The following is a 20,679-nucleotide window of genomic DNA, read 5'->3' as shown; positions in this document are numbered from 1 at the left end:
TGGTTCCTCTCCAGGCTCTACGACGGGGACTACGCGAACAGCGTCCGGCCCCACCAGTCGTCCTTGTCGCGAACGCCCGGCGGGACGGCGAATATCGCCGAACCCACGTGCTGGATGTACTCGTTGAGGACGTCGGACTTCGCCAGGTTGCGCTGGATCGGGACGAAGCCCTTGCGGACGTCGCGCTGGTAGGCGAGGAAGAACAGGCCCGCGTCGAGGCGGCCGAGACCGTCCGTGCCGTCGGTGAAGGAGTAGCCGCGGCGCAGGATCGTCGCACCGTTGTTGGTGTCCGGGTGCGCGAGGCGGACGTGCGCCTCCGGCTTCATGGCCTTCAGGAAGGGCTCGTCGCGCTCCTTGGACTTGCCGACGGGGGCGCCCTCGCCCTTGTCGCGGCCGAAGATGTCCTCCTGCTCGCCCAGGGGGGTGCGGTCCCAGATCTCGATGTTCATCCGGATCCGCCGGGCCACCAGGTAGGAGCCGCCGGTCATCCAGTCGCTGCCGTCGCCCGCGCCGACCCACACGTGCTTCTCCAGGGCCGCCTTGTCGGTGCCCGAGATGTTCCGGGTGCCGTCCTTGAAGCCCATCATGTTGCGCGGGGTCTGCTCTTCGGGCGTGGTCGACGAGGTCTTGCCGAAGCCCAGCTGGGACCAGCGCACCGCGGTCTTGCCGAAGCCGATGCGGGCGAGCTGGCGGATGGCGTGCACGGCGACCTGCGGGTCGTCGGCGCAGGCCTGGACGCAGATGTCGCCGCCGGAGCGGGCCGGGTCCAGGTTGTCGCCGGGGAACAGCTCCAGGTCGACCAGCGCCTCGGGGCGCTTGCCCTCCAGCCCGAACCGGTCCTTGGCGAACAGGCCCGGTCCGAAACCGATGGTCAGGGTGAGGCGGGAGGCCTTCAGGCCCAGCGCCTCGCCCGTGTCGTCCGGCGGGGCCTCCGGGAGACCGCCGAAGCCGCCCTCGCCGACCGGCAGACCGGCCGTCATGCGGCGGGCCGCCTCGGTCCAGTCCTTCAGGAGCTTGATCAGCTCCTCGCGGCTCTTCGTCTTCACGTCGAAGGCCGCGAAGTGCAGACGGTCCTGCACGGCGCTGGCGATACCGGCCTGGTGCTCGCCGTGGAACGGCACGGCGCCCCCGGCCGCGGCGGCCGAGACCATGTCCGACCCGCCGCCGAAGGCCGCCACCGCGCCGCCGGCCGCGGCGGCGCCGAGCGCGAGCCCGGCCCCGCCCCAGCCCAGGACGGAACGCCGCGAGGGCGCCACCGGGGATTCGCTGACCGCCTGCTGTTCCGGCTGCGGCTGCGCCGCCGACTCCGACTGCGACTCGCTCATCGTGGTCTCCCGCCTCCTTCGACTCTGCTCGGGACTTACTTCGTGACCGCGGCGGCGAGCTTGGACAGCGGCTCACCGAGGGCGCTGACCGCGTCGGAGAGCTCCTTCTTCTCCGCGTCGCCGAGCTTCTCGTACGAGGTGAACTCGTAGGAGGCCTTGTCCGTGCGGTACTTGTCCAGCAGCACCGTCATCGCCGCGAACTGGGTCTCCAGCTGCTTGGCGAGCTCCGGGTCGGACTTCGAGACGATCGGCTTCAGGACCTCGAAGGCCTCCTGGGCGCCCTCGACGTTCGCCTTGAAGTCGACCAGGTCGGTGTGGGAGTAACGCTCCTCCTCGCCCGTGACCTTGCCGGTGGCGACCTCGTCGAGGAGCTCCTTGGCGCCGTTCGCGATCGAGCTGGGGGTGATCTCCGCCGTGCCGACCTTCTTCTGCCAGTCGGTCAGGTCCGCGATCAGGGTGTCGGCGAGCTTCTTGTCGTTGTCGTCGATCTTGTTGTCGGCCCACAGGGACTTCTCCAGGCGGTGCCAGCCCGTCCAGTCCTTCGCCGGGTCCTGGCCGGCCTCCAGACCGTCCTCACGCACGTCGACCTTCGGGTCGATGTCACCGAAGGACTCGGCGACCGGCTCGGTGCGCTCCCAGCCGATGCGGGACGGGGCGTACAGCTTCTTCGCGGTCTCGATGTCGCCGGCCTTGACGGCGTCGGCGAAGGCCTGCGCCTTGGGGAGGGTCTCCTCGGCCTGCTTGACCACGTACGCGCGGTACGCGGCGACGGCGGCGTCCGCCTCGGGGCTGCGCTTCTCCTCGGCGGAGCCCTTGCCGGTGGCCTTGACCTTCTGCTTGATGCCGTCGCCCTTCATGCCGGGCTTGCAGACGATCTCGTAGTCGCCCGCCTTGATCTCGGCGGTGATGGAGGCCTTGGTGCCGGGGCCGATGTTCTCGCGCTCGGTCACGATGCGAGCGTCCGGGAAGAGGACGTAGACCTCGGTGACCTTCGAGCCCTTGTTCTCGACGTCGATCTGCACCTTGCCCGACGGGAACTCCGTCTTCGACACGTCGCAGGCGCTGTCGGAGGCCGCAACCTTGATCACGTCGTCGCCACCCGCGTCGCTCTTCTGGGAGCAGCCGGTGACGGCGGTCAGGGCGGCCGCGACGGAGGCGGCGGCGATGACGGTGAGGCGGGCGGGGCGCATGGTGGGCTCCTGGGCGTCGGACGAATCGGGCCGTCCCAAGGGGGAGAGGCCGGTGAGGCGGACCTAACTTAACCGAGGCTTACCTGAGTCATGCCCACGCGTCCAGTGATTCAGCTCTCACCTTCCGGCGCGGCGCGGCGGCTGGACACGGACCCGTCACGGACGCTCCACGGGCACCCCATGGCCAGGTCAAGCCGAGGTCAAGCCGGGCTCAGGCCGGCTGTTCGTTCCGCATCGCGGAAGGCTCCGCCGTGCGTACGGGGACCACCAGCGGGGCCCCGGTGCGCGGGTGCGGAAGCACCTCGACCGGCTGCCGGTAGACCCGGCTGAGCAAGGCGTCCTCGAACACCTCGGCCGGCGGGCCCGCCGCGGCGATCCGGCCGTCGTGCAGGACGGCGGCCCGGTCCGCGTAGGCGGCGGCCAGGCCCAGGTCGTGCAGGACGACGACCACCGCGTCCCCGGCCGCGGCCCGCTCCCGGCAGATCCGCAGCACGAGCTCCTGGTGGCGCAGGTCGAGCGCGGCGGTGGGCTCGTCGAGCAGCAGCAGCGGGGCCCGCTGGGCCAGTACGCGGGCCAGTGCGACCCGGGCCCGCTCGCCGCCGGAGAGGGCCGAGAACGGGCGGGCGGCGAACTCCGTCACCTCGGTGGCGGCCATCGCGGTGGCCACCGCCTCCTCGTCGGCCTCGGCCAGGAGCGTGCCCGCCCAGGGGGCGCGGCCCATCCGTACGACGTCCGCCACAGGAAAAGGGAAGGACAGTGCGGCCGACTGGGGGAGTACGGAGCGGCGCAGCGCCAGATCCGGGGTGCTCCAGTCGCCCACCGGGCGGCCGTCGATCCGGACCTCGCCGGAAGCGGCGGGAAGGTCGGCGGCGAGTGCGGCCAGCAGGGTGGACTTGCCGGCGCCGTTGGGGCCGACCAGCGCCAGTACCTCGCCGGACCGGGCGGTCAGGTCGATGCCCGAGAGGACCTCGCGCCCGCCGAGGCGGACGTGCAGGTCCACGATCTCGGCGAGGGGCGCGCCGGGGGCGGGGCGGGGCGGGATGGTGCGCTTGTTCCGGGCGAGCAGCCCGATCAGCCTGCTGGTCACGCCCAGCCTCCTTGCTTGCGGCGGGTGCGGCGCAGCAGCCAGAAGAAGAACGGGCTGCCGATCAGGGCGGTCAGCACACCGAGCGGCAGCTCGGCGGGCTGGGCGAGGGTGCGGGCGGCCAGGTCGCCCGCGACGAGGACCACGGCTCCGGCGAGCGCGCTGCCGGGGACGAGGAAGCGGTGGCCGGGTCCGTTGGCCATGCGCAGCAGGTGGGGGACGAGCAGTCCGATGAAGGTGATGACCCCGGCGACGGCCACGGCGGCGGCGGTCAGCAGGGCGACGACCAGGATGAGGGAGAGGCGCAGCCGCTCGACGTCGATGCCGAGGTGGCGGGCCGGGCGTTCGCCGAGGGAGAGCAGGTCGAGGCGGCGGGCGTAGAAGGGGGCGATCAGCAGACCGGCGAGGGCGCAGGGCAGGACGGCGAGCACCTTGGGCCAGGTGGCCTGGGCGAGGGAGCCGAGCTGCCAGAAGGTGATCTGGTTGACCTGGCCGCTGTCCGCGAAGAAGACGAACAGGCCGATGAGGGCGCCGGCGAAGGCGTTCACGGCGATGCCGGTGAGGATGAGCGTGACGACCTCGGTCTTCCCGCCGTTGCGGGAGAGGAGGTAGACGGAGCTGACGGTGATCAGGCCCGCGATGAACGCGCAGACGGTGATCGTCCAGTTGCCGAGGAAGCTGAGGCCGAGGCCGATGGCGGCGACTGCGCCGACGGCGGCGCCGGCCGAGATGCCGATGACGCCGGGCTCGGCGAGGGGGTTGCCGAAGACGCCCTGCATGAGCGCGCCGGCGCAGCCGAGGCTGGCGCCGACGAGCAGCGCGAGGACGACGCGGGGGAGGCGTACGTTCCACAGCACGCTCTCGCCGACGCGGTCGAGGGGGGTTCCGCCGAGGCCGATGTGGTGCCGGACGGAGGCGAGTACGTCGGCGGTGGGGATGCGGTATGCGCCGACTCCTGCGGAGAGCAGGGCGAGGAGGAGCAGGGCCGCGACCAGGGCCGCGGTGAGCAGGTAGGCCTTTCGGCCGCGCGGCTCGGCGGGGGCGGTGCGGGTGAGGCCGGGCGGCTCCGGCAGGGCCGGGCCTCGGGCGGCCGAGACGGTGGTGCCGCCGGGGCCGGGCACGGGTTGGCTGCGCCGCTTGGCCGGGGTGGCTTTGGCCGTGTCCGTGCCGGGGCCTGTGGGAGGGGTGGGGCCGGGCGCGCGCCGGGGCGTCTCCTCGGGCGCCGAACGTGTCGGGGGGTCGGAGGGCCGAGCCCCGTTGCGTTCGACGCCCTGCGGGGAGCGCCCCGGCACACGCCTGGCTCCTGCGGGCGGGGCGGTGTCGGGCGTTGCCGCCTCGGTGGATGCTGCGTTCTGGCCGGCGAGGCCACTGGTGGGGTCGTGGAGGGGCACTTCAGGCGGCCTTGCCGTAGAGCTGGGTCACCAGGGAGGACAGCACCTGGTCGGTGCGGGGGCCGTAGTTGAGGAGGACGCCGTCGTCGACCGTGACCACTCGGCGGTCCATGCCGGCCGGGGTCTGGGCGACGCCCGGGATCTTCACCAGGCCGTCGATGCCGCCGACCGATTCGAGGCCCTTGGCCATGACCAGGATCGCGTCGGGGGCGGCGGCCGCGAGGGCCTCGCTGGTGATCGGGGTGAAGTCCTTGCCGAGGCCGGACTCCTTGCCGGTGTCGACCGCGCCGGCCGCTTCCAGCAGGGAGGCGGCGCCGGAGTCCGAGCCGCCCAGGAGGTAGACGGAGGCGGTGCCGCGGAGGTAGAGGAAGGCCACCCGGGGCTTCTTCCCGGAAGTGGCCGGAACGTCCTTGCGGGCTGCGGTGATCCGGTCGGCGGTGCGCTGGGTCAGCCGGGTGCCCGCGTCCTTGACGCCCAGGGCGGCGGCGACCGTGTCGATGCGCTTCGGTACGTCGTCCAGGGACTTGGCCGGGGCGACGACGAGGACGGGTATGCCGGCGTCGCGGATCTGCTGGACCGCTTCCGCGGGGCCGCTGGTGGTCTCCGCGATGACGAGGGTCGGGCGGAGGGACAGGACGCTCTCGGCGGAGACGTCGTGGCCACGTGTCACCACCGGCAGGTCCGCGGCCTGTTCGAAGGTGGCGGTGATGTCCCGGGCGACGACCTGCCTGCCGAGGCCGAGGGTGTGGACGATCTCGTTGAGGCTGCCGGTCAGCGGGACGACGCGGTCCGCGGAGGTGATGGTGACCTGGACGCCGTCGGCCGAGGGCACCGTCACCGGCAGTGCGGGCTGCGGCGCCGGATCGAGTGGTTCCACCCGGTCCGGGACGGCGGCTGCGCCGGGGGCGGATGGGCCAGGGGTGGTGGCCGTACCTCCGCAGCCCGTCAGCGCGAGTGCCAGTGCTGCCACGGCGACTGCGAGACGGGGAATGCGGTGTGACGCGGCGGGCGTAGGCACGAAGGCACCGTCCTGATCGTCCGACTGAGGTTCTGGGGACCGGGGGGTTACGAACCCGGCCGTGAGTAGCTTAGGTTAGCCTAACCTTGCTTAGCCAGACCCAGGAGGGGCCATTCATGTCCGCCAGACCCGTCCGCGCGTTCGCCGTCACGCTGTTGGCGGCCCTGCTGGGCGCCCTGCTCCCGGCAGCCGCCGCCCACGCGGGCACCGTTCAGGGGGGTCGGCTCGACTGGGGTATCAAATCGTCTTTCCAGAGTTATGTCACCGGCCCGGTTGCAAAAGGCGGTTTCAAGCTGAAGAGCGGGGCCGCCACGGTCGGCGGCAGTCTGTTCCGGTTCCACTCGGCGGCCGGCTCCTACGATCCGGGCTCCGGCACCTTCGAAGCCTCCTACTCGGGCGGGGTGACCTTCCAGGGACACCAGAAGCCCGACGGGGTCCACGAGTTGGACATGACCGTCAGCAACCCCACCGTCAAGATCGGCGGAGGCAGCGGCACCCTGTACGTGGACGTCTCCAGCAAGGCCAAGGACACCGGCGCGGTCAGCAACCAGTCCCAGGTGCCCTTCGCCACGCTCGGCCTCGGAGGCGTCAACATGAAGGGCGGCGCCAGCCCGCTGACGCTGACGAACATCCCGGCCACCCTCACCGCGCAGGGCGCCCAGGCCTTCGCCGGCTACTACGCGGCCGGCACACAGCTCGACCCCGTCTCGCTCTCCGCCGACGTGAAGTCCGCCCCGGCCGCGGAGCCCTCGCCGTCGGCGACCCCGCAGCCGGGCGCCACGGCGCAGACCCCGCAGGCGCAGGGCGCCTTCGCCGACGCCGCCGTCGACTGGGGGGTGCGCCGCACCTTCCGCGAGTACGTCACCGGCTCGGTCGGCCAGGGCAAGTGGACCCTCGCCGAGGGTGCCCAGGACGGCGGCGCGCTGTTCCGCTTCCCGCAGGGCAAGGGCGCGTACGACGGCGGGAAGGGCACGCTCGACGCGGCCTTCGCCGGCACCGTCCGGTTCACCGGCGCCCATCTGGACCTCCAGCTCGGCAAGGTGAGCGTCAAGGTGGAGAACGGCAAGGGCGTTCTGTCCGCGGACGTGACCACCGGCGGCGAGACGAAGAACGCCGTCCCGCTGGTGGAGTTCGACGCCAAGGGCCTGAAGGCCGAGGGCGGGCTGGCCACCCTGACCGAAGCGCCGGCCGTCCTCACCGAGGGCGGATCACAGGCCTTCAACTCCATGTACAAGGCGGGCACGGAGATGGATCCCGTCTCGCTCGCCGTCGCCCTCGACGCCGCCGCGAAGCTGCCGGCGCTGCCCGACCTGGGCTCCACGGCCCCGCCCGCGCCCGCGTCGCCGGCCGCCGAGCCCGCCCCCGCCGCGAAGGCCGGGCAGTCCTCCGGCACCGGGCTGTTCATCGCCCTGGCCGTGGCCGTACTGGTCCTGGCCGGCGGCGGCGCCTTCCTGGTGGTCCGCAAGCGGCGTACGGCCGCCGAGTAGCTCCGCCCTCCGCCGCCTCCTTCCCCCTTCCCTCTTCTTGCCTCCCGGGAGTACCCCGCCATGTCGTCCATCCGCCGTCCGGTCTCCCTCGCGGCCGCCGTTCTCACCGCCGCCGCGCTCGGCTCCACCGCCTTCGCCCTGCCCGCCACCGCGGCGGGCGGCCCCCCGACCGCGCCGGTGGAGATCATCGGCGGCTCCCTCGACTGGGGCGTGCTCGCGAGCTACCGCACCTACGTGACCGGCATGGCCAAGGGCACCATCACCGTGGCGGACGGCGCCAGGCAGAACGAGGACGGCACGCTGCGCTTCGTCGAGCCGACCGGGCAGTACGACCCGGCCGGCGGCCACGTGGTGAAGGCGGCCTTCAAGGGCAGCGTCACCTTCTCCTCGCCCGCCCCGCCGACCGGCCACGGCTTCGAGGTCAAGCTCTCGGACATCCGTATCGACACCGGCACCAAGAAGCTCACCGCGGACGTCACCAAGGCCGGTACGACGACCCAGGACGTGCCGCTGGCCAAGGTGGCCTTCGCCGGCCAGGCGATGACCAACCTGGCGACCACCCTCACCAAGGAGGCGGCCGACGCGCTCGGTTCGCCGGGCTACGAGGACAAGGCGGGCGACCCGCTCACCGCGAAGCTGGACTTCAAGCAGCCCACCCCGGACCCGGAGCCCACCCCCACGAAGCCCACCCCCACCGCCCCGCAGCCCACGCCCACCGCCCCGCAGCCCACCGCTCCGGCCGACGGCGTGCAGAAGGTCCTCGGCGGCAAGCTGACGTGGGGCGTGAAGGAGTCCTTCCGCAGGTACGTGCTGGGCGCAGGCTCGATCACCCCGGCCGGCGGGGCCGCCAAGAACGGCGACCTGTACGACTTCGCCTTCGGCAAGGGCGAGCTGGACGTCAAGAAGCAGAAGCTGAACGCCTCCTTCGAGGGCAACCTCCGCTTCCAGTACGCGGCCCACGGCCTCGACATGACCTTCGCCAACCCCCGCGTCGACGCCACCGGCAAGACCGGCACCCTGTACCTGGACGTCAAGAACGCCTCCGGCAGCAAGACGGCCGTCCCCTTCGCCACGCTCGACCTGTCGAAGACCGACTACAAGACCAAGAACGGCGTGCTCGCCCTGAACGCCGTCCCGGCCGCCTTCACCGCCGAGGGTGCGGCGGCCTTCGCCAACGACACCACCGGCTCCCCGTACAAGGCGGGCGACGCCATCGACCCGCTCACCTTCTCCGTCGCCGTGGACAAGGACGCCACCCTGCCGACGACCACGGGCGGCACCACCGGCACCACCGGCGGTACGGGCACCACCGGTGCTACGGGCGCCGGCGTGGGCAGCAGCTCCGTCGGCGGCAACCTCGCCAACACCGGCGCCGAGATCCCGGCCGTGGCCCTGCTCACCACCTCCGGCGCGGTGATCGCGGCCGGCGCGGGCGCGATGTTCCTCGCGCGCAGGCGGCGCACGGCCCAGGCCTGAGCCGTGCTTGAATTCCCGCGTGAACGATCTCGACGTGCTGAAGGTCTTCTGCGCGGGTGACGGCCGGTACGGCAACCTGCTCGGTGTCGTACGCGACGGCCGGACCTGCCCCGACGACGCGTCCCGGCAGGCGCTGGCCGCCGAACTCGGCTACAGCGAGACGGTGTTCGTCGACGACCCCGAGCGCGGGGTCGTCGACATCCGCACCCCCGGCACCCGGATGTCCTTCGCCGGACATCCGCTGGTCGGGGTCGCGTGGTTGCTGGACATCGAGGAGCTCCAGCCGCCCGCCGGATCCGTATGGGCCCGGGACGACGGGGAGTTCACCTGGATCACGGCCCGCTCCGAGTGGGTCGAGGGCAAGTGCACCGAACAGTACGGATCCGTCGCCGAGGTCGAGGCGCTCCCGGCCCCGCCGCCCGGCGAGGGCTGGCTCTACGCCTGGGCCTGGGAGGACGAGACCGCGGGCCGCGTACGGGCCCGGGGCTTCCCGCGCCGCCCCGACGGGATCATCGCCGAGGACGAGGCCACCGGCTCGGCGGCGATCCTGCTGACCGCCCAGCTGAACCGCGCCCTGAACATCACCCAGGGCGCCGGCTCCCAGATCCTCACCGCCCCCGGACCCGACGGCACCGTCGAGATCGGCGGCCGCGTCCGCTTCGCCCGGGCGGTGACACCGGTCGCCCCCCAGGGGTGATCGTTTGCCTCTAGGCTGCCGCCGCCGGTCGGCGGGAATGGTGCGCAACGGACTACTGCACCTTCCTCGCGGCCCAGCAGCCGGACCGCCGGTCCGCGGACGGGGACCCGCCCCGGACCCGCTGCCTCGACCCCGAACAGCGCTGGCCGCCCCGGCCTTCCTGCAGTGCAGCTTCGGCGCAACATCGCCGTGGTCACCGCCGACCACCTGCTCGTCATGAGCCACCGCAGCGAGCGCGTGCGTACGGCGCCGGGCATGTGGAACTCCTCCGTCAACGAGGGGCTCTCGCGGCACATCGACTCGTCGGGGCGAGTGCGTCCCCTTCCGCCCGGCCGAGGTGACCCGCTACCTGCTGCGCCCCGACCGGATCCACCGCTGGGCGCCGGTGGCCCCGGCCCTGTTCCACCTGGCCCTGGTGCACGTGCACGGCAGGGCGTCGGTGGAACGGGCCGAGGCGCAGGCCCTGCGCCGGCTCCGCTGATCCGCGGGGCCGGCGCCGCCGGGGCTACGCGCTGAGGCGGAACTCCTCGCCCAGCTCGCGGAAGACCGCGCCGTTGAAGTCGAAGGCGCGCTTGCACTCGTCGATGATGCGCTGCTTCTCCAGGTCGTCCGCGGCGATCGCGTCCAGCAGCTCGCGGTAGGTCCGCTTGAAGGCCGCCGGGTTGGAGATGTCCGCGAAGACGTAGAACCGGACGCCGTCGCCCTTGCGCTCGAAGCCCCAGGTGCGCTCGGCCTTGTCGCGGATGATCTGGCCGCCGGAGAGATCGCCCAGGTAGCGGGTGTAGTGGTGGGCGACGTATCCGCCCGGCCACTCGGCCGCGCACTCGGCCACGCGGGCGGCGTACGCCTGCGTCGCGGGCAGCGCCACCACGTTCTCCTGCCAGTCCGGGCCCAGCAGGTGGGCGAGATCGCGTTCGATCTCGGCGACGCGCATCAGCTCGGGCTGGATGAACGGGCCGGCCACCGGGTCGTTCCCGAGGGACTCGGCCGCATCCTCCAGGGCCCGGTACACGAACCACAGCTGTTCGGTGTAGCGCGTGTACGCGTCCACGCCGAGCCGTCCGCCGAGCAGGTCGCTCATGAAGGTCGACGTCTCGGCCTCGGTGTGCTGCTCGTGCGACGCGACGCGGATGACCGTAGAGAAGGCGTCCAAGGCGGACCTCCAGGAAGAGGAAAAAGGCGTGGCGGCAGTGCCGCCACGCCTGATACTCCTACTTAGGCTTGCCTAAGTCAATGTGTTCCCGACGTCTTGTCGGTAAAAGAATCCGCCCCCGGGACCCGGCCGGGATCCCGCGGGGACCCGGCTACGGCAGGGTCAGGATCTCCGCTCCCGCGTCCGTCACCACCAGCGTGTGCTCGAACTGCGCGGTCCGCTTGCGGTCCTTCGTGACGACGGTCCAGCCGTCCGCCCACATGTCGTACTCGTGGGTGCCCAGCGTCAGCATCGGCTCGATGGTGAAGGTCATGCCGGGCTCGATGACGGTCGTGGCGTGCGGGCTGTCGTAGTGCGGAATGATCAGGCCGGAGTGGAAGGAGGAGTTGATGCCGTGGCCGGTGAAGTCCCGGACCACGCCGTAGCCGAAGCGCTTCGCGTACGACTCGATGACCCGGCCGATGATGTTGATCTGGCGGCCCGGCTTGACGGCCTTGATGGCGCGGTTCAGCGCCTCGCGGGTGCGCTCGACCAGCAGCTTCGACTCCTCGTCCACCTCCCCGCACAGGTAGGTGGCGTTGTTGTCGCCGTGTACCCCGCCGATGTACGCGGTCACGTCGAGGTTCACGATGTCGCCGTCGCGCAGGACGGTGGAGTCCGGGATGCCGTGACAGATGACCTCGTTCACGGAGGAGCACAGCGACTTCGGGAAACCGCGGTAGCCGAGCGTCGAGGGGTAGGCGCCGTGGTCGCACATGTACGCGTGGGCGACCCGGTCGAGCTCGTCGGTGGTCACCCCCGGCGCGATCAGCTTGGCGGCCTCTTCCATCGCCTGGGCGGCGATCCGGCCGGCGATGCGCATGGCCTCGATGGTCTCGGCCGTCTGCACCTCCGGTCCGGTGTACGGAGTGGGCGCGGGCTTGCCCACGTACTCGGGCCGGCGGATGTTTCCGGGAACGGAACGGACGGGGGAAAGCTCGCCTGGTACGAGCAGCGACTGGCCAGACATGCAAGCGAGTGTATCCAGCGGGGATGGGGCAGCATGGCGGCAGAGAGCGGTAACGAGAGGAGCCTGACAACGATGGCCCTGTTCAAGAAGCGCCAGGTGGGCAAAGCGGGCGAGTGGTACTACTGCCTGGTCCACAACAAGGTCGAAGAAGGCCCCGAGTGCCCGGCGAAGGACCGTTTCGGCCCGTACGAGACGCCCGAGGCGGCGGGCCACGCCATGGAGACGGCGCAGGAACGCAACCTCGAGTGGCAGAACGATCCCAAGTGGAACGACAAGACCCGCGAGGAAGAAGAGGGCACGCCCTCCTGACGCCCCGGGTCCACCGGCGGCCCGGGCGGTGCCCGCGGTCCCGGAACGTCAGCGGCCGGGCGGTGCCCGCGGTCCCGGAACGTCAGCGGCCGGGCGGTGCCCGCGGTCCCGGCTACCAGCGGCTGGGCGGCGGCGCGGTCAACTGGTCGGCCAGCCGCGCCAGCCGGTCCCGGAAGCGGCGCGGCCCGCGCTGCACCGGCAGGCTGTTCTCCCCGGCCGCCGCGCTGACCAGGTGCTGCACCGTGTCCAGGTCCAGTTCGGCGCCGGCCTCCGGCACCGACAGCACCTCGTGCGCGAGCGTGCCCAGATCCGGATCCCCGCCGTCCAGGGACAGTACGGTCGCCCCCGCGCGCCGGGCTTCGTGGACGCGCTCCAGCAGCCCCTCACCCGGCTCCCCGGGCGCCACCACCAGCAGCGTGTGCCCGCGCCGGGCCGCCGCCAGCCTGCCCAGCCCCACCGACAGGTGCGGCGGCCCCCCGGGCCGCACCCGGTGGCGTACGAGCGTGGGCGCCAGCTCCGGCAGACCCGACCATGCGGCCTCGTCCACCAGGTGCGCCGCCAGATGCCAGGGCTCGTAGCCCTCCGTCCCCACCAGCAGCAGGTTCCCGCCGGCCGGTACGACGGACCGGCGCAGCGAACCGGCGAAGCGGCGGGCGGCGCCCGGCCACTGCGTACCGGCGAGCACCTCGCGCAGCAGCGCGACCCTCACGGCATCCATATCGGGCATCCTGCCGCATGGAAGGGACATAGGGGAGCAGTACGGGATCCTTCCCTCCCCTTCGACTGTGGCCTACCCGGCAGTACCCTCGCCCCCATGACTTCCTCAGACAGCACGCAGAAGCCGCCGGTCAAGGACCCGTGGGAGCTGCCGGACGTGTCCGGCCTCGTCGTCGGCGTCCTCGGCGGCACCGGCGACCAGGGCCGGGGCCTCGCTTACCGCCTCGCCAGGGCCGGCCAGAAGGTGATCATCGGCTCCCGTGCCGCCGACCGGGCCCGGACCGCCGCCGACGAACTGGGCCTCGGCGTGGAGGGCGCGGACAACGCCGAGTGCGCGCGCCGCAGCGACATCGTGATCATCGCAGTGCCGTGGGAGGGCCACGCGAAGACCCTCGAAGCCCTGCGCGAGGACCTCGCGGGCAAGCTCGTCGTGGACTGCGTCAACCCGCTGGGCTTCGACAAGCAGGGCGCCTACGCCCTCCAGGTCGAAGAGGGCAGCGCCGCCCAGCAGGCCGCCGCCCTGCTCCCCGACTCCCGCGTCACGGCAGCCTTCCACCACCTCTCGGCCGTCCTGCTCCAGGACGAGTCGATCGACGAGATCGACACCGACGTGATGGTCCTCGGCGAGGCCCGCGCCGACACGGACATCGTCCAGGCCCTCGCCGCCCGCATCCCCGGCATGCGCGGAGTCTTCGCGGGCCGCCTGCGCAACGCCCACCAGGTCGAATCCCTGGTCGCCAACCTCATCTCCACCAACCGCCGCTACAAGGCCCACGCGGGCCTGCGCATCACGGACGTCTGAGCCGCGAATTCCCACGGGCACGGACGCCCGTTGCCGGGGCATGCACGGCGGAGCGGTCCTCGTCGGCCGGACCGCCGGGCATGCCCCGCGCTCAGCCCCGTCGGCCGGGGCGCGCTTCGACGGCGCCGAGCTGGGCCACCACACCCCGGTAGAAGCGGTCGACGGCACCGTCCACACTGCGGATGAAGCCGGACTCGGTATTGCCCCGGCTGTTGCCCATCCCCTTGATCAGCGACAGCCGGAACCCGCTGAGCGGGGCCCCGTCCCTGGGCAGCAGATCACCCGGTTCGGGCCGCAGGCGCTCCAGGGTGCCGCGCGGCCCGTTCTCACCCTCGACGAGGCTCTGAACGTGCAGATCCGCCGGTGCATCGGAGAGCAGCCGCATCAGCCGCTTCACCGTGGCCAGCGGATACGCCGCCTCCGGAGCCGGAATGTCGACGGACGTGCGGACCTTCCCCGTCCGCAGATCGGCGATGACCGCGATGACGGAGCTGGTCCCGTCGACACGCAGTTCCGCGGAGAGCCGCCCCTCCGTGCACAGCCTCCCGGCCGCCGTGACCCGCCGGGCCCGTGGATCGCTGCCGCGCCGGGCGCGCTGCACCGGCAGGGCCTTCTGCCCGAGTTCCCCACCGAGGCGCAGGCAGACCTGCCGGATGAGCCGCTCCCAGCTCTCCACGACGTCGACGGCGCGGGCGTCGGCGGGGTCGATGGTCTCGTCCTCGATGCCGTTGCGCACCGGCACCCAGGCCGGTCCCATGTTCTGGAACCCGTGGCACCCGGAGTTCTCGTGCTGCAGGTACTCCAGGAGCTCCTGGAGTAGCCACGCGTGGGCGGCGTTGCCGACGCCCTCGTGGCGGATCAGCATCTGGGCCTGGTGCGCCACCTCCGCCCACGACAGGTGCCACAGGCTGACCTTGTGCTTGCGCCGTCCGTCGATCTTGACGTCGACCATGGCCGCCCCTTCGAGGGCCACGTCGTTGGACAGCGTGATCACCGCCTCGTAGCCGCGGCGCGCGGCGATGTCCATGTACTGCTGGACCTGCTCGGCCTTGAGCGGGTTGCCGTTCGTCTTCGTCTCCACGAGCGCCGTCCACAGCCTGCCCGCGCGTTCCACCCGGATCACACCGTCGGGCCGCTTCGGGGAGTCGCCGTGGGGCAGGGACACCTCGGTGAAGGTCTGCATGCGGCCGGCCGGGGCACCGAACGCGGCGGTGAGGCGGCGCCCCAGTTCGGGGACCTGGGCCATCACCGACAGCAGGACCGAGGTCGCGCGTACTTCGCGCTCCTTGTCGCTCTTGAGGGAGGGCACCGGGAACAGCCGCGCCGTCGGCCAGGAGTCGTTCTCGGCGAGGGAGTTCTTGGCCACCTTGGGCAGGGTGACCTTCTTCCTCGTCGTGCGCGGACTGCGACCGCGCGACTGGGCCGGCACGGCGGCTGCCGCGGGTCCCGGTTCCGCGGCGGGGGCGGCGGGGCCGGGAGCAGTGCGATCGGCGGGTGCGACGGGTGGGACGGGTGCGCCGGGCGCGGGCGCTTCCGCCGTTCCGGGAGTGCCCGGCTCACCGGGACCACCGGGCTCCCCTGCCGCCTCGGACGCCGGCGGTTCGTCGGCCTCCTCGGTGACGGCGATGCCGAAGTCGGTGGCCAGCCCGGCGAGGCCCGTCTCGTACCCCTGCCCCACGGCCCGGAACTTCCACTCCTCGCCCCGACGGTAGAGCTCACCGAAGATGAAGGCCGTCTCCACGCTCGCGCCCTCGATCGAGAATCCGACGAGTGGTTCGCCGGCCCGGTCCGCGACCGTCATCCGCAGGTCGTCGAGGTCCCCGAAGCGGGCGCCACCGTACTGACTGGCCGCCACCACGATCCGCGTGACGTCCTCCGGAACGGCGGTCAGGTCCACGCTGATGCGGTCTTCGTCCCCGCTGTCGGTGGGCGTCTTTCCGAGGAGCTGCACGCTTCCGTCGGCGGCCGCGGGGTTGTTGTAGAAGTAGAAGTCGTTCTCTCCGCGGACCTTGCCGTTCTCGTCCAGGAGCAGTACGGAGACGTCGGCATCGCCGGCTCCGGAGGTGCTGGTCCAGCCCAGACTCACGACGACCGAACCGGCGTCCTCGCTGAGGGCGGTCAGGCTGACGTTCGCGCCCTTTGGGATCTCCTGCATGTCTTCCCCCCACTCGCCGGCGTCGTCCGTCGCGGGCGGAGCGGGCCGGGATGTTCGCTCTGTCGCGCCCCCGATACGGCGCGTCACCGGCGAACCGTAGCGCCGAGCAGCGCAGCAGATCAGGCAAAGGGGGAAATGGGACGACCGCGGTTCGGCTCCGTCCTTACGGCAGCACTGCGGGGCATGGGGGACACTGGAGGGGCTCGACCCCGTTCAGTGTTCCCGAGGAGCTCTTCCCATGCCCCGCCTTGCCGTCTTCGCCGTTGTCGTCTGCGTCCTTGCGGTGGCCGCGGCCGTCGTCGCCTTCGTCGAGGGCAGCTTCCTCGGGATCGTGTGGGTGCTGCTCGCGGGGCTCACGTCCAACCTGGCCTGGTACTACCTGCGCAAGGCGAAGGCCGAGAAGGCCGCGCGGACCTCGTAGGCCGCCGGGCGGGGCCGCGTCAGGGGGCCTCGCAGAAGCTGCCGGCGTCCTGCCAGAAGCGGTAGAGGGCGTGGCCGCAGTCCGTCTCCAGGTCCGACACGCCCAGTGCGGACAGCAGATCGCGCACCACGCCGAAGAAGAAGACGTTGACCTCCGGGATCCACAGCAGGGCGAAGACGGCGATCAGGCCGAACGGCGCCAGCGGCTCCACCTCGCGGCGCACCCGGTACGACAGCCAGGGTTCGATGACGCCGTAGCCGTCGAGGCCCGGTACCGGCAGGAAGTTCAGGATCGCGGCCGAGACCTGGAGCAGGGCCAGGAAGGCGAGCGCGTACCGGAAGGGCATCGGCACCCCGTCGAGGGCGTCCAGCCAGAACGGCGCCGTGCAGACGACGGCGAACGCCACGTTGGTCAGCGGGCCCGCCGCCGAGATGAGGCTGTGCTTCCAGCGCCCCCGGATCCGGCCGCGCTCGATGTAGACGGCGCCGCCGGGCAGGCCCAGACCGCCCAGGATCACGAACAGCACCGGCAGCACGATGCTGAGCAGCGCGTGCGTGTACTTCAGCGGATTCAGCGTCAGGTAGCCCTTGGAGCCCACCGAGAGGTCGCCGCCGTGCAGGGCCGTGCGGGCGTGCGCGTACTCGTGCAGGCAGAGGGAGACGACCCACGCCGACGTCACGAAGAGGAACACCGCGAGCCCGGTGCTCGTCGAGTACCCCGTCCACACCGCCCAGCCCGTGACGGCCATGACGGCGAAGATGCCGATGAATACCGAACTGATCCGCCGCTCGCCGCGGCTGCCCTGATGACCCATGCCCGGAAACCTATCCCGGCCTCCGGAGCGAAAACGGTTCGGGGCCGGGGCGGGGTGCGGGGACAATGGGCCGGTGCGTTACGCAATTCTCGGCACCGCCCAGGCCATCCACGACGACGGGACCCCCGTCGCCGTCGGCGGAGCGCGCCTGCGGGCGCTCCTGACCGCGCTCGCGCTGCGGCCGGGGCGGGTGGTGCCGGCCGCGCTGCTGGTCGCCGAGGTGTGGGACGGTGACCCGCCGGCCGACGCGGTGGCCGCCCTGCAGGCGCTGGTCGCCCGGCTGCGGCGGGCCCTCGGGCACGCGGCCGTGCGCTCCGCGGAGGGCGGCTACCAGCTCGCCGCCGAACGCGAGGACGTCGACCTGTACCGCTTCGAGCGCCTCGCCCGGTCCGCGGCCGAGACGCGGGACCCGGCCGAGGCCGCCGCCCGCTACGAGGAGGCCCTCGCCCTGTGGCGCGGGCCCGCCCTCGCCGACCTGCCGGACCCGGGCGCGGAGTCCGCGCGCTGGGAGGCCGTACGGATGGACGCGCGCCGGGGCCGGCTCGCGGCGGCCCTGGCCCTGGGCGGGGCCGAGCGGGCCCTGCCGGAACTGACCGCGCTGTGCGCGCAGCAGCCGCTGGACGAGCCGCTGCAGGCCCTGCGCATCCGGGCGCTGCGCGACGCGGGCCGCCCGGCGGAGGCGCTGGCCGCGTACGACGCCGTACGCCGGGACCTGGCGGCCCGGCTCGGCACGGACCCGGGCCCCGCCCTGCGCACCCTGCACACCGAACTCCTCACCCCCTCGGCGCCCCGTCGCCCCGAGCCCGCCCCCTACCCGGCCGACACCGGCGGCGCCGCGCACCCGATACGGCCCGAGCAGGGCTCTGGCGTCGGCGCGCCGACCGGACCCGGGCCGTCCGGCCGGGGCTCGGCACCGGCCACCCCGCCCGGCGCCGCCCCCCGCGAGGGATGGCGGCCGGGCGCCCCCGACTCGGCCCCGGGCGGGCATCCGGCGCAGCCGGGCCAGGGCGCCACCGCCTACGCCGCGGGGTCCGCCGGCTCCCGGTCGGGCCCGTACCCGCCGTCGGCGCCCGAGGCGGCCCGGCAGGGCGGACGGGGCAGTGGGAATCTGCGGGCCCGGCTCACCACCTTCGTCGGCCGTGAGGACGACATCCGGGCCATCGGGGACGATCTCGCGCGGGCGCGGCTCGTCACGCTCCTCGGGCCCGGCGGGGCCGGCAAGACGCGGCTCTCGCAGGAGGCCGCCGAAGCGCACGACGCGCGCGGCGGATGGCCCGACGGGGTGTGGTTCGTCGAGCTGGCCCCCGTGGACGACCCGGAGGACGTCGCCGAGGCCGCGCTCGCCGCACTCGGGGCCCGGGAGACCAAGCTGCGCGGCGCCGCCGCCGAGGAGCTGCGGGCCCTGACCGACCGGACCGGCGACGCCCCGCTGGACCGGCTCGCCGAGCACTGCGCACGCCAGCGGCTCCTGCTGCTGCTCGACAACTGCGAGCACGTCATCGGTGCCGCCGCGGAGTTGGCGGAGGAGCTCCTGGCGCGCTGTCCGGGTGTGCAGATCCTGGCGACGAGCCGTGAGCCGTTGGGGGTTCCGGGGGAGTCGCTGCGTCCGGTGGAGCCGCTGCCCGATCCCGTGGCGCTGCGGCTGCTCGGTGACCGTGGGGCTGCGGCCCGGCCGGGTTTCCGTACGGATGACGATCCGGCTGCGGCGGCGGAGATCTGCCGGCGTCTGGACGGTCTGCCGCTGGCCATCGAGCTGGCCGCCGCCCGGTTGCGGCTGCTGACCCCGCGCCAGATCGCCGACCGGCTCGACGACCGTTTCCGGCTGCTGACCAGCGGTGCCCGTACCGTGCTGCCCCGGCAGCAGACCCTGCGTGCGGTCGTGGACTGGTCGTGGGACCTCCTCGACGTGCCCGAACGCACCGTCCTGCGCCGTCTGTCCGTCTTCGCCGGCGGCTGCGACCTCGCCGCCGCCGAGGACGTCTGCGCCGACCCCTCCTACGACACCGCCGACGTCCTCGGCTCCCTCGTCGACAAATCCCTCGTCGTCGCCGCCCCCGGCCGCGACGGCTCCGGCATGCGCTACCGCCTCTTGGAGACCGTCGCCGAGTACGCCGCCGAGCGCCTCGCCGCCGCCGAGGGCGACCGCGAGCACACCGAGCGCCGCCACCTCGTCCACTACCGCGAACTGGCCCGCGCCAACGAGCCCCTGCTCCGCGGGCACGGCCAGCGGGCCGCCACCGAGCGGCTCGTCACCGAGTACGAGAACATCCGTACCGCCCTGCGCCGCGCGGTCGCCGCCCGCGACGCCGGCGAAGTGCTGTGCCTCGTCCACTCCCTGGGCTGGTACTGGCACATGCACGACCTGGCCACCGAGTCCCGGCACTGGTCCGAGGCGGCCGCCGCGCTCGGCCCCAACCCCTTCGCGGCGCCCACCGTCCCCGCCGAGCCCGTCCACGAGCGCATCGTCGACACGCCCCCGCCGTACACCGGCGAACTGCTCACCGAGGCCTGGCGCGGCATCCAGCTGATCCGGCTGGCCGCCCGCGACCAGAACAGCGACACCTGGGACACCCCCGAGGTCCGTACCCAGATCGACGGCGTGCTCGCCGCCTACCGGCCCGGGCTGCCGCAGACCTGCCGGTCCCCTTCCTCCCTCTGGATCTACGCCGTCATGATCGCGGGCGACCCCGGGATGCTGCAGCGCGTCGTGGACGAGACCGTCGAGACCGCCCGCGCCTTCGGCTTCCGCTGGGAGCTCGCGTCCGCCCTGCAGCTCCGGGCCAACATCCTCGCCAACCGGGCGGACTGGGCCGGCGACGCCGCCCGCGACGCCGAGGAGAGCCTGGCCCTCTTCCGCGAGCTCGGCGACGACTGGGGCTGCGCCGAGGCGCTGTCCGCGCGCGCCGAGTCCCGGGAGAAGCGCGGCATGTACGCGCTGGCCGCCGAGGACTTCCGGGCCGCGATCGAGCACGCCGAACGCCTGGGCGCCAACGCCCAGGTGACGGTGTTGCGCGTACGGATGGCCGGGACGCTGGTCGAGAACGGGGAGGCCGAGGAGGCCGAGGCGATCCTCACCGAGATCACGGCACGGTGGCAGGGGTACGGCAACGAGGCCATGCCCGCCGCCCGGATGTTCCTCGCGGGCCTCCTCGGCCGCACCGGCCGGATCTCCGAGGCCCGGGCCCAGATCGAGGCGCTGCGCGAGGACTTCGCGCTCGGTGCGTACGCCGTCTTCGACGTGTTCCTCCTCGCCACGACGGCCTGGCTGGACAACCAGGAGGGCGAGTACGAGGAAGCGCTGGTGCGGATCCGCGAGGCCACGAACAGGGTCCGGGACCCGCTCGTGATGATGGTCGCCCCGCAGCTGCCCGCCGTGTACCTGCTGACGGGGGCCGTCTCCCTCGTCTCGCTCGGCGGCCCGCGGCGCGCGTACGACGCCGCCCGGCTGTTCGGTGCCTACCGGACCCACCTGCCGCCCGGGCACTTCCCGATCACCACGGAACGCGAGGACGCCGCCCGCGTCGAGGAGCTGGCGCGGGCGGCGCTCGGCGGCGCGGCCTTCGAGAAGGCGTACGCCGAAGGCGGCGGCCTCACCATGGAGGAGGCCACCGCCCTCATCTGACCCGGCCCC

Annotated in this window: 18 protein-coding genes; 8 read left to right on the top strand and 10 right to left on the bottom strand. The window is 72.9% G+C overall.

Features of this window, described 5'->3' with window-relative positions; genetic code table 11:
* Positions 1–29: 29 nt before the first annotated feature.
* From efeB to OG472_RS15450, 5 genes are all read right to left on the bottom strand, one after another.
* Positions 30–1,325, bottom strand: coding sequence for an iron uptake transporter deferrochelatase/peroxidase subunit (gene efeB, locus OG472_RS15470; RefSeq protein WP_405829900.1), 1,296 nt, complete (start codon positions 1,323–1,325; stop codon positions 30–32).
* Between the two features lie 35 nt (positions 1,326–1,360).
* Positions 1,361–2,515, bottom strand: a complete 1,155-nt coding sequence (gene efeO, locus OG472_RS15465; RefSeq protein WP_383572030.1) for an iron uptake system protein EfeO — start codon at positions 2,513–2,515, stop codon at positions 1,361–1,363.
* Between the two features lie 211 nt (positions 2,516–2,726).
* Positions 2,727–3,590, bottom strand: a complete 864-nt coding sequence (locus OG472_RS15460; protein ID WP_405943183.1) for a heme ABC transporter ATP-binding protein — start codon at positions 3,588–3,590, stop codon at positions 2,727–2,729.
* Positions 3,591–3,598: 8 nt separating this feature from the next.
* Positions 3,599–4,672 (bottom strand): FecCD family ABC transporter permease, encoded by a 1,074-nt coding sequence (locus OG472_RS15455; RefSeq protein WP_401602471.1) that lies wholly within the window; start codon positions 4,670–4,672, stop codon positions 3,599–3,601.
* A 319-nt stretch (positions 4,673–4,991) separates the two neighbouring features.
* Positions 4,992–6,008, bottom strand: a complete 1,017-nt coding sequence (locus tag OG472_RS15450; RefSeq protein ID WP_405941557.1) for a hemin ABC transporter substrate-binding protein — start codon at positions 6,006–6,008, stop codon at positions 4,992–4,994.
* A 116-nt stretch (positions 6,009–6,124) separates the two neighbouring features.
* On the opposite strand from OG472_RS15450, the gene OG472_RS15445 reads away from it, so the two are divergent.
* The 4 genes from OG472_RS15445 (at position 6,125) to OG472_RS15430 (ending at position 10,149) form a co-directional block, all read left to right on the top strand.
* On the top strand, positions 6,125–7,495 hold the full coding sequence (locus OG472_RS15445; RefSeq protein WP_405941556.1) for an HtaA domain-containing protein: 1,371 nt from the start codon (positions 6,125–6,127) through the stop codon (positions 7,493–7,495).
* A 60-nt stretch (positions 7,496–7,555) separates the two neighbouring features.
* Complete coding sequence (locus OG472_RS15440; protein ID WP_405941555.1) at positions 7,556–8,971, top strand: HtaA domain-containing protein; 1,416 nt, start codon at positions 7,556–7,558, stop codon at positions 8,969–8,971.
* A 19-nt stretch (positions 8,972–8,990) separates the two neighbouring features.
* Positions 8,991–9,668, top strand: a complete 678-nt coding sequence (locus tag OG472_RS15435) for a PhzF family phenazine biosynthesis protein (protein ID WP_405941554.1) — start codon at positions 8,991–8,993, stop codon at positions 9,666–9,668.
* Positions 9,669–10,005: 337 nt separating this feature from the next.
* Positions 10,006–10,149: a hypothetical protein gene (locus OG472_RS15430; RefSeq protein ID WP_401601575.1), complete on the top strand. Its 144-nt coding sequence runs from the start codon at positions 10,006–10,008 to the stop codon at positions 10,147–10,149.
* 24 nt (positions 10,150–10,173) lie between these two features.
* Here the strand turns inward: OG472_RS15430 and OG472_RS15425 are convergent, their stop codons facing one another.
* Positions 10,174–10,821, bottom strand: a complete 648-nt coding sequence (locus OG472_RS15425) for a heme oxygenase (biliverdin-producing) (protein WP_405829890.1) — start codon at positions 10,819–10,821, stop codon at positions 10,174–10,176.
* A 151-nt stretch (positions 10,822–10,972) separates the two neighbouring features.
* Positions 10,973–11,830 carry a type I methionyl aminopeptidase gene (map, locus tag OG472_RS15420; protein WP_405941553.1) on the bottom strand — a complete coding sequence of 286 codons (858 nt, stop codon included), beginning with the start codon at positions 11,828–11,830 and terminating at the stop codon, positions 10,973–10,975.
* A gap of 72 nt (positions 11,831–11,902) precedes the next feature.
* Here map and OG472_RS15415 point away from each other — a divergent pair, with 72 nt between their 5' ends.
* The gene (locus OG472_RS15415; protein WP_327413666.1) at positions 11,903–12,139 is read left to right on the top strand and encodes a hypothetical protein; all 237 of its coding nucleotides are present in this window, start codon (positions 11,903–11,905) and stop codon (positions 12,137–12,139) included.
* Positions 12,140–12,251: 112 nt separating this feature from the next.
* On the opposite strand, the gene OG472_RS15410 is transcribed toward OG472_RS15415, so the two are convergent.
* Complete coding sequence (locus OG472_RS15410) at positions 12,252–12,857, bottom strand: hypothetical protein (RefSeq protein ID WP_405941552.1); 606 nt, start codon at positions 12,855–12,857, stop codon at positions 12,252–12,254.
* Between the two features lie 96 nt (positions 12,858–12,953).
* On the opposite strand from OG472_RS15410, the gene npdG reads away from it, so the two are divergent.
* Positions 12,954–13,658 (top strand): NADPH-dependent F420 reductase, encoded by a 705-nt coding sequence (gene npdG / locus OG472_RS15405; RefSeq protein WP_383572060.1) that lies wholly within the window; start codon positions 12,954–12,956, stop codon positions 13,656–13,658.
* A 91-nt stretch (positions 13,659–13,749) separates the two neighbouring features.
* Here npdG and OG472_RS15400 read toward each other — a convergent pair whose 3' ends face one another.
* Complete coding sequence (locus OG472_RS15400; protein WP_405829887.1) at positions 13,750–15,813, bottom strand: TerD family protein; 2,064 nt, start codon at positions 15,811–15,813, stop codon at positions 13,750–13,752.
* Positions 15,814–16,051: 238 nt separating this feature from the next.
* Between OG472_RS15400 and OG472_RS15395 the strand changes: the two genes are divergently transcribed.
* Complete coding sequence (locus tag OG472_RS15395; RefSeq protein WP_030723453.1) at positions 16,052–16,234, top strand: hypothetical protein; 183 nt, start codon at positions 16,052–16,054, stop codon at positions 16,232–16,234.
* A 19-nt stretch (positions 16,235–16,253) separates the two neighbouring features.
* Here the strand turns inward: OG472_RS15395 and OG472_RS15390 are convergent, their stop codons facing one another.
* On the bottom strand, positions 16,254–17,048 hold the full coding sequence (locus OG472_RS15390) for a site-2 protease family protein (protein ID WP_405829885.1): 795 nt from the start codon (positions 17,046–17,048) through the stop codon (positions 16,254–16,256).
* A gap of 73 nt (positions 17,049–17,121) precedes the next feature.
* On the opposite strand from OG472_RS15390, the gene OG472_RS15385 reads away from it, so the two are divergent.
* Positions 17,122–20,670, top strand: coding sequence for an AfsR/SARP family transcriptional regulator (locus OG472_RS15385; protein WP_405941551.1), 3,549 nt, complete (start codon positions 17,122–17,124; stop codon positions 20,668–20,670).
* Positions 20,671–20,679 lie beyond the last annotated feature (9 nt).

Origin of the sequence: Streptomyces sp. NBC_00207 (genome assembly GCF_045160965.1) — a bacterium.
In the GTDB taxonomy this organism is placed as follows: Bacteria; Actinomycetota; Actinomycetes; order Streptomycetales; family Streptomycetaceae; genus Streptomyces.
Note: the sequence above shows the minus strand (reverse complement) of the source record. Positions and strands in the feature narration are given on the sequence as shown.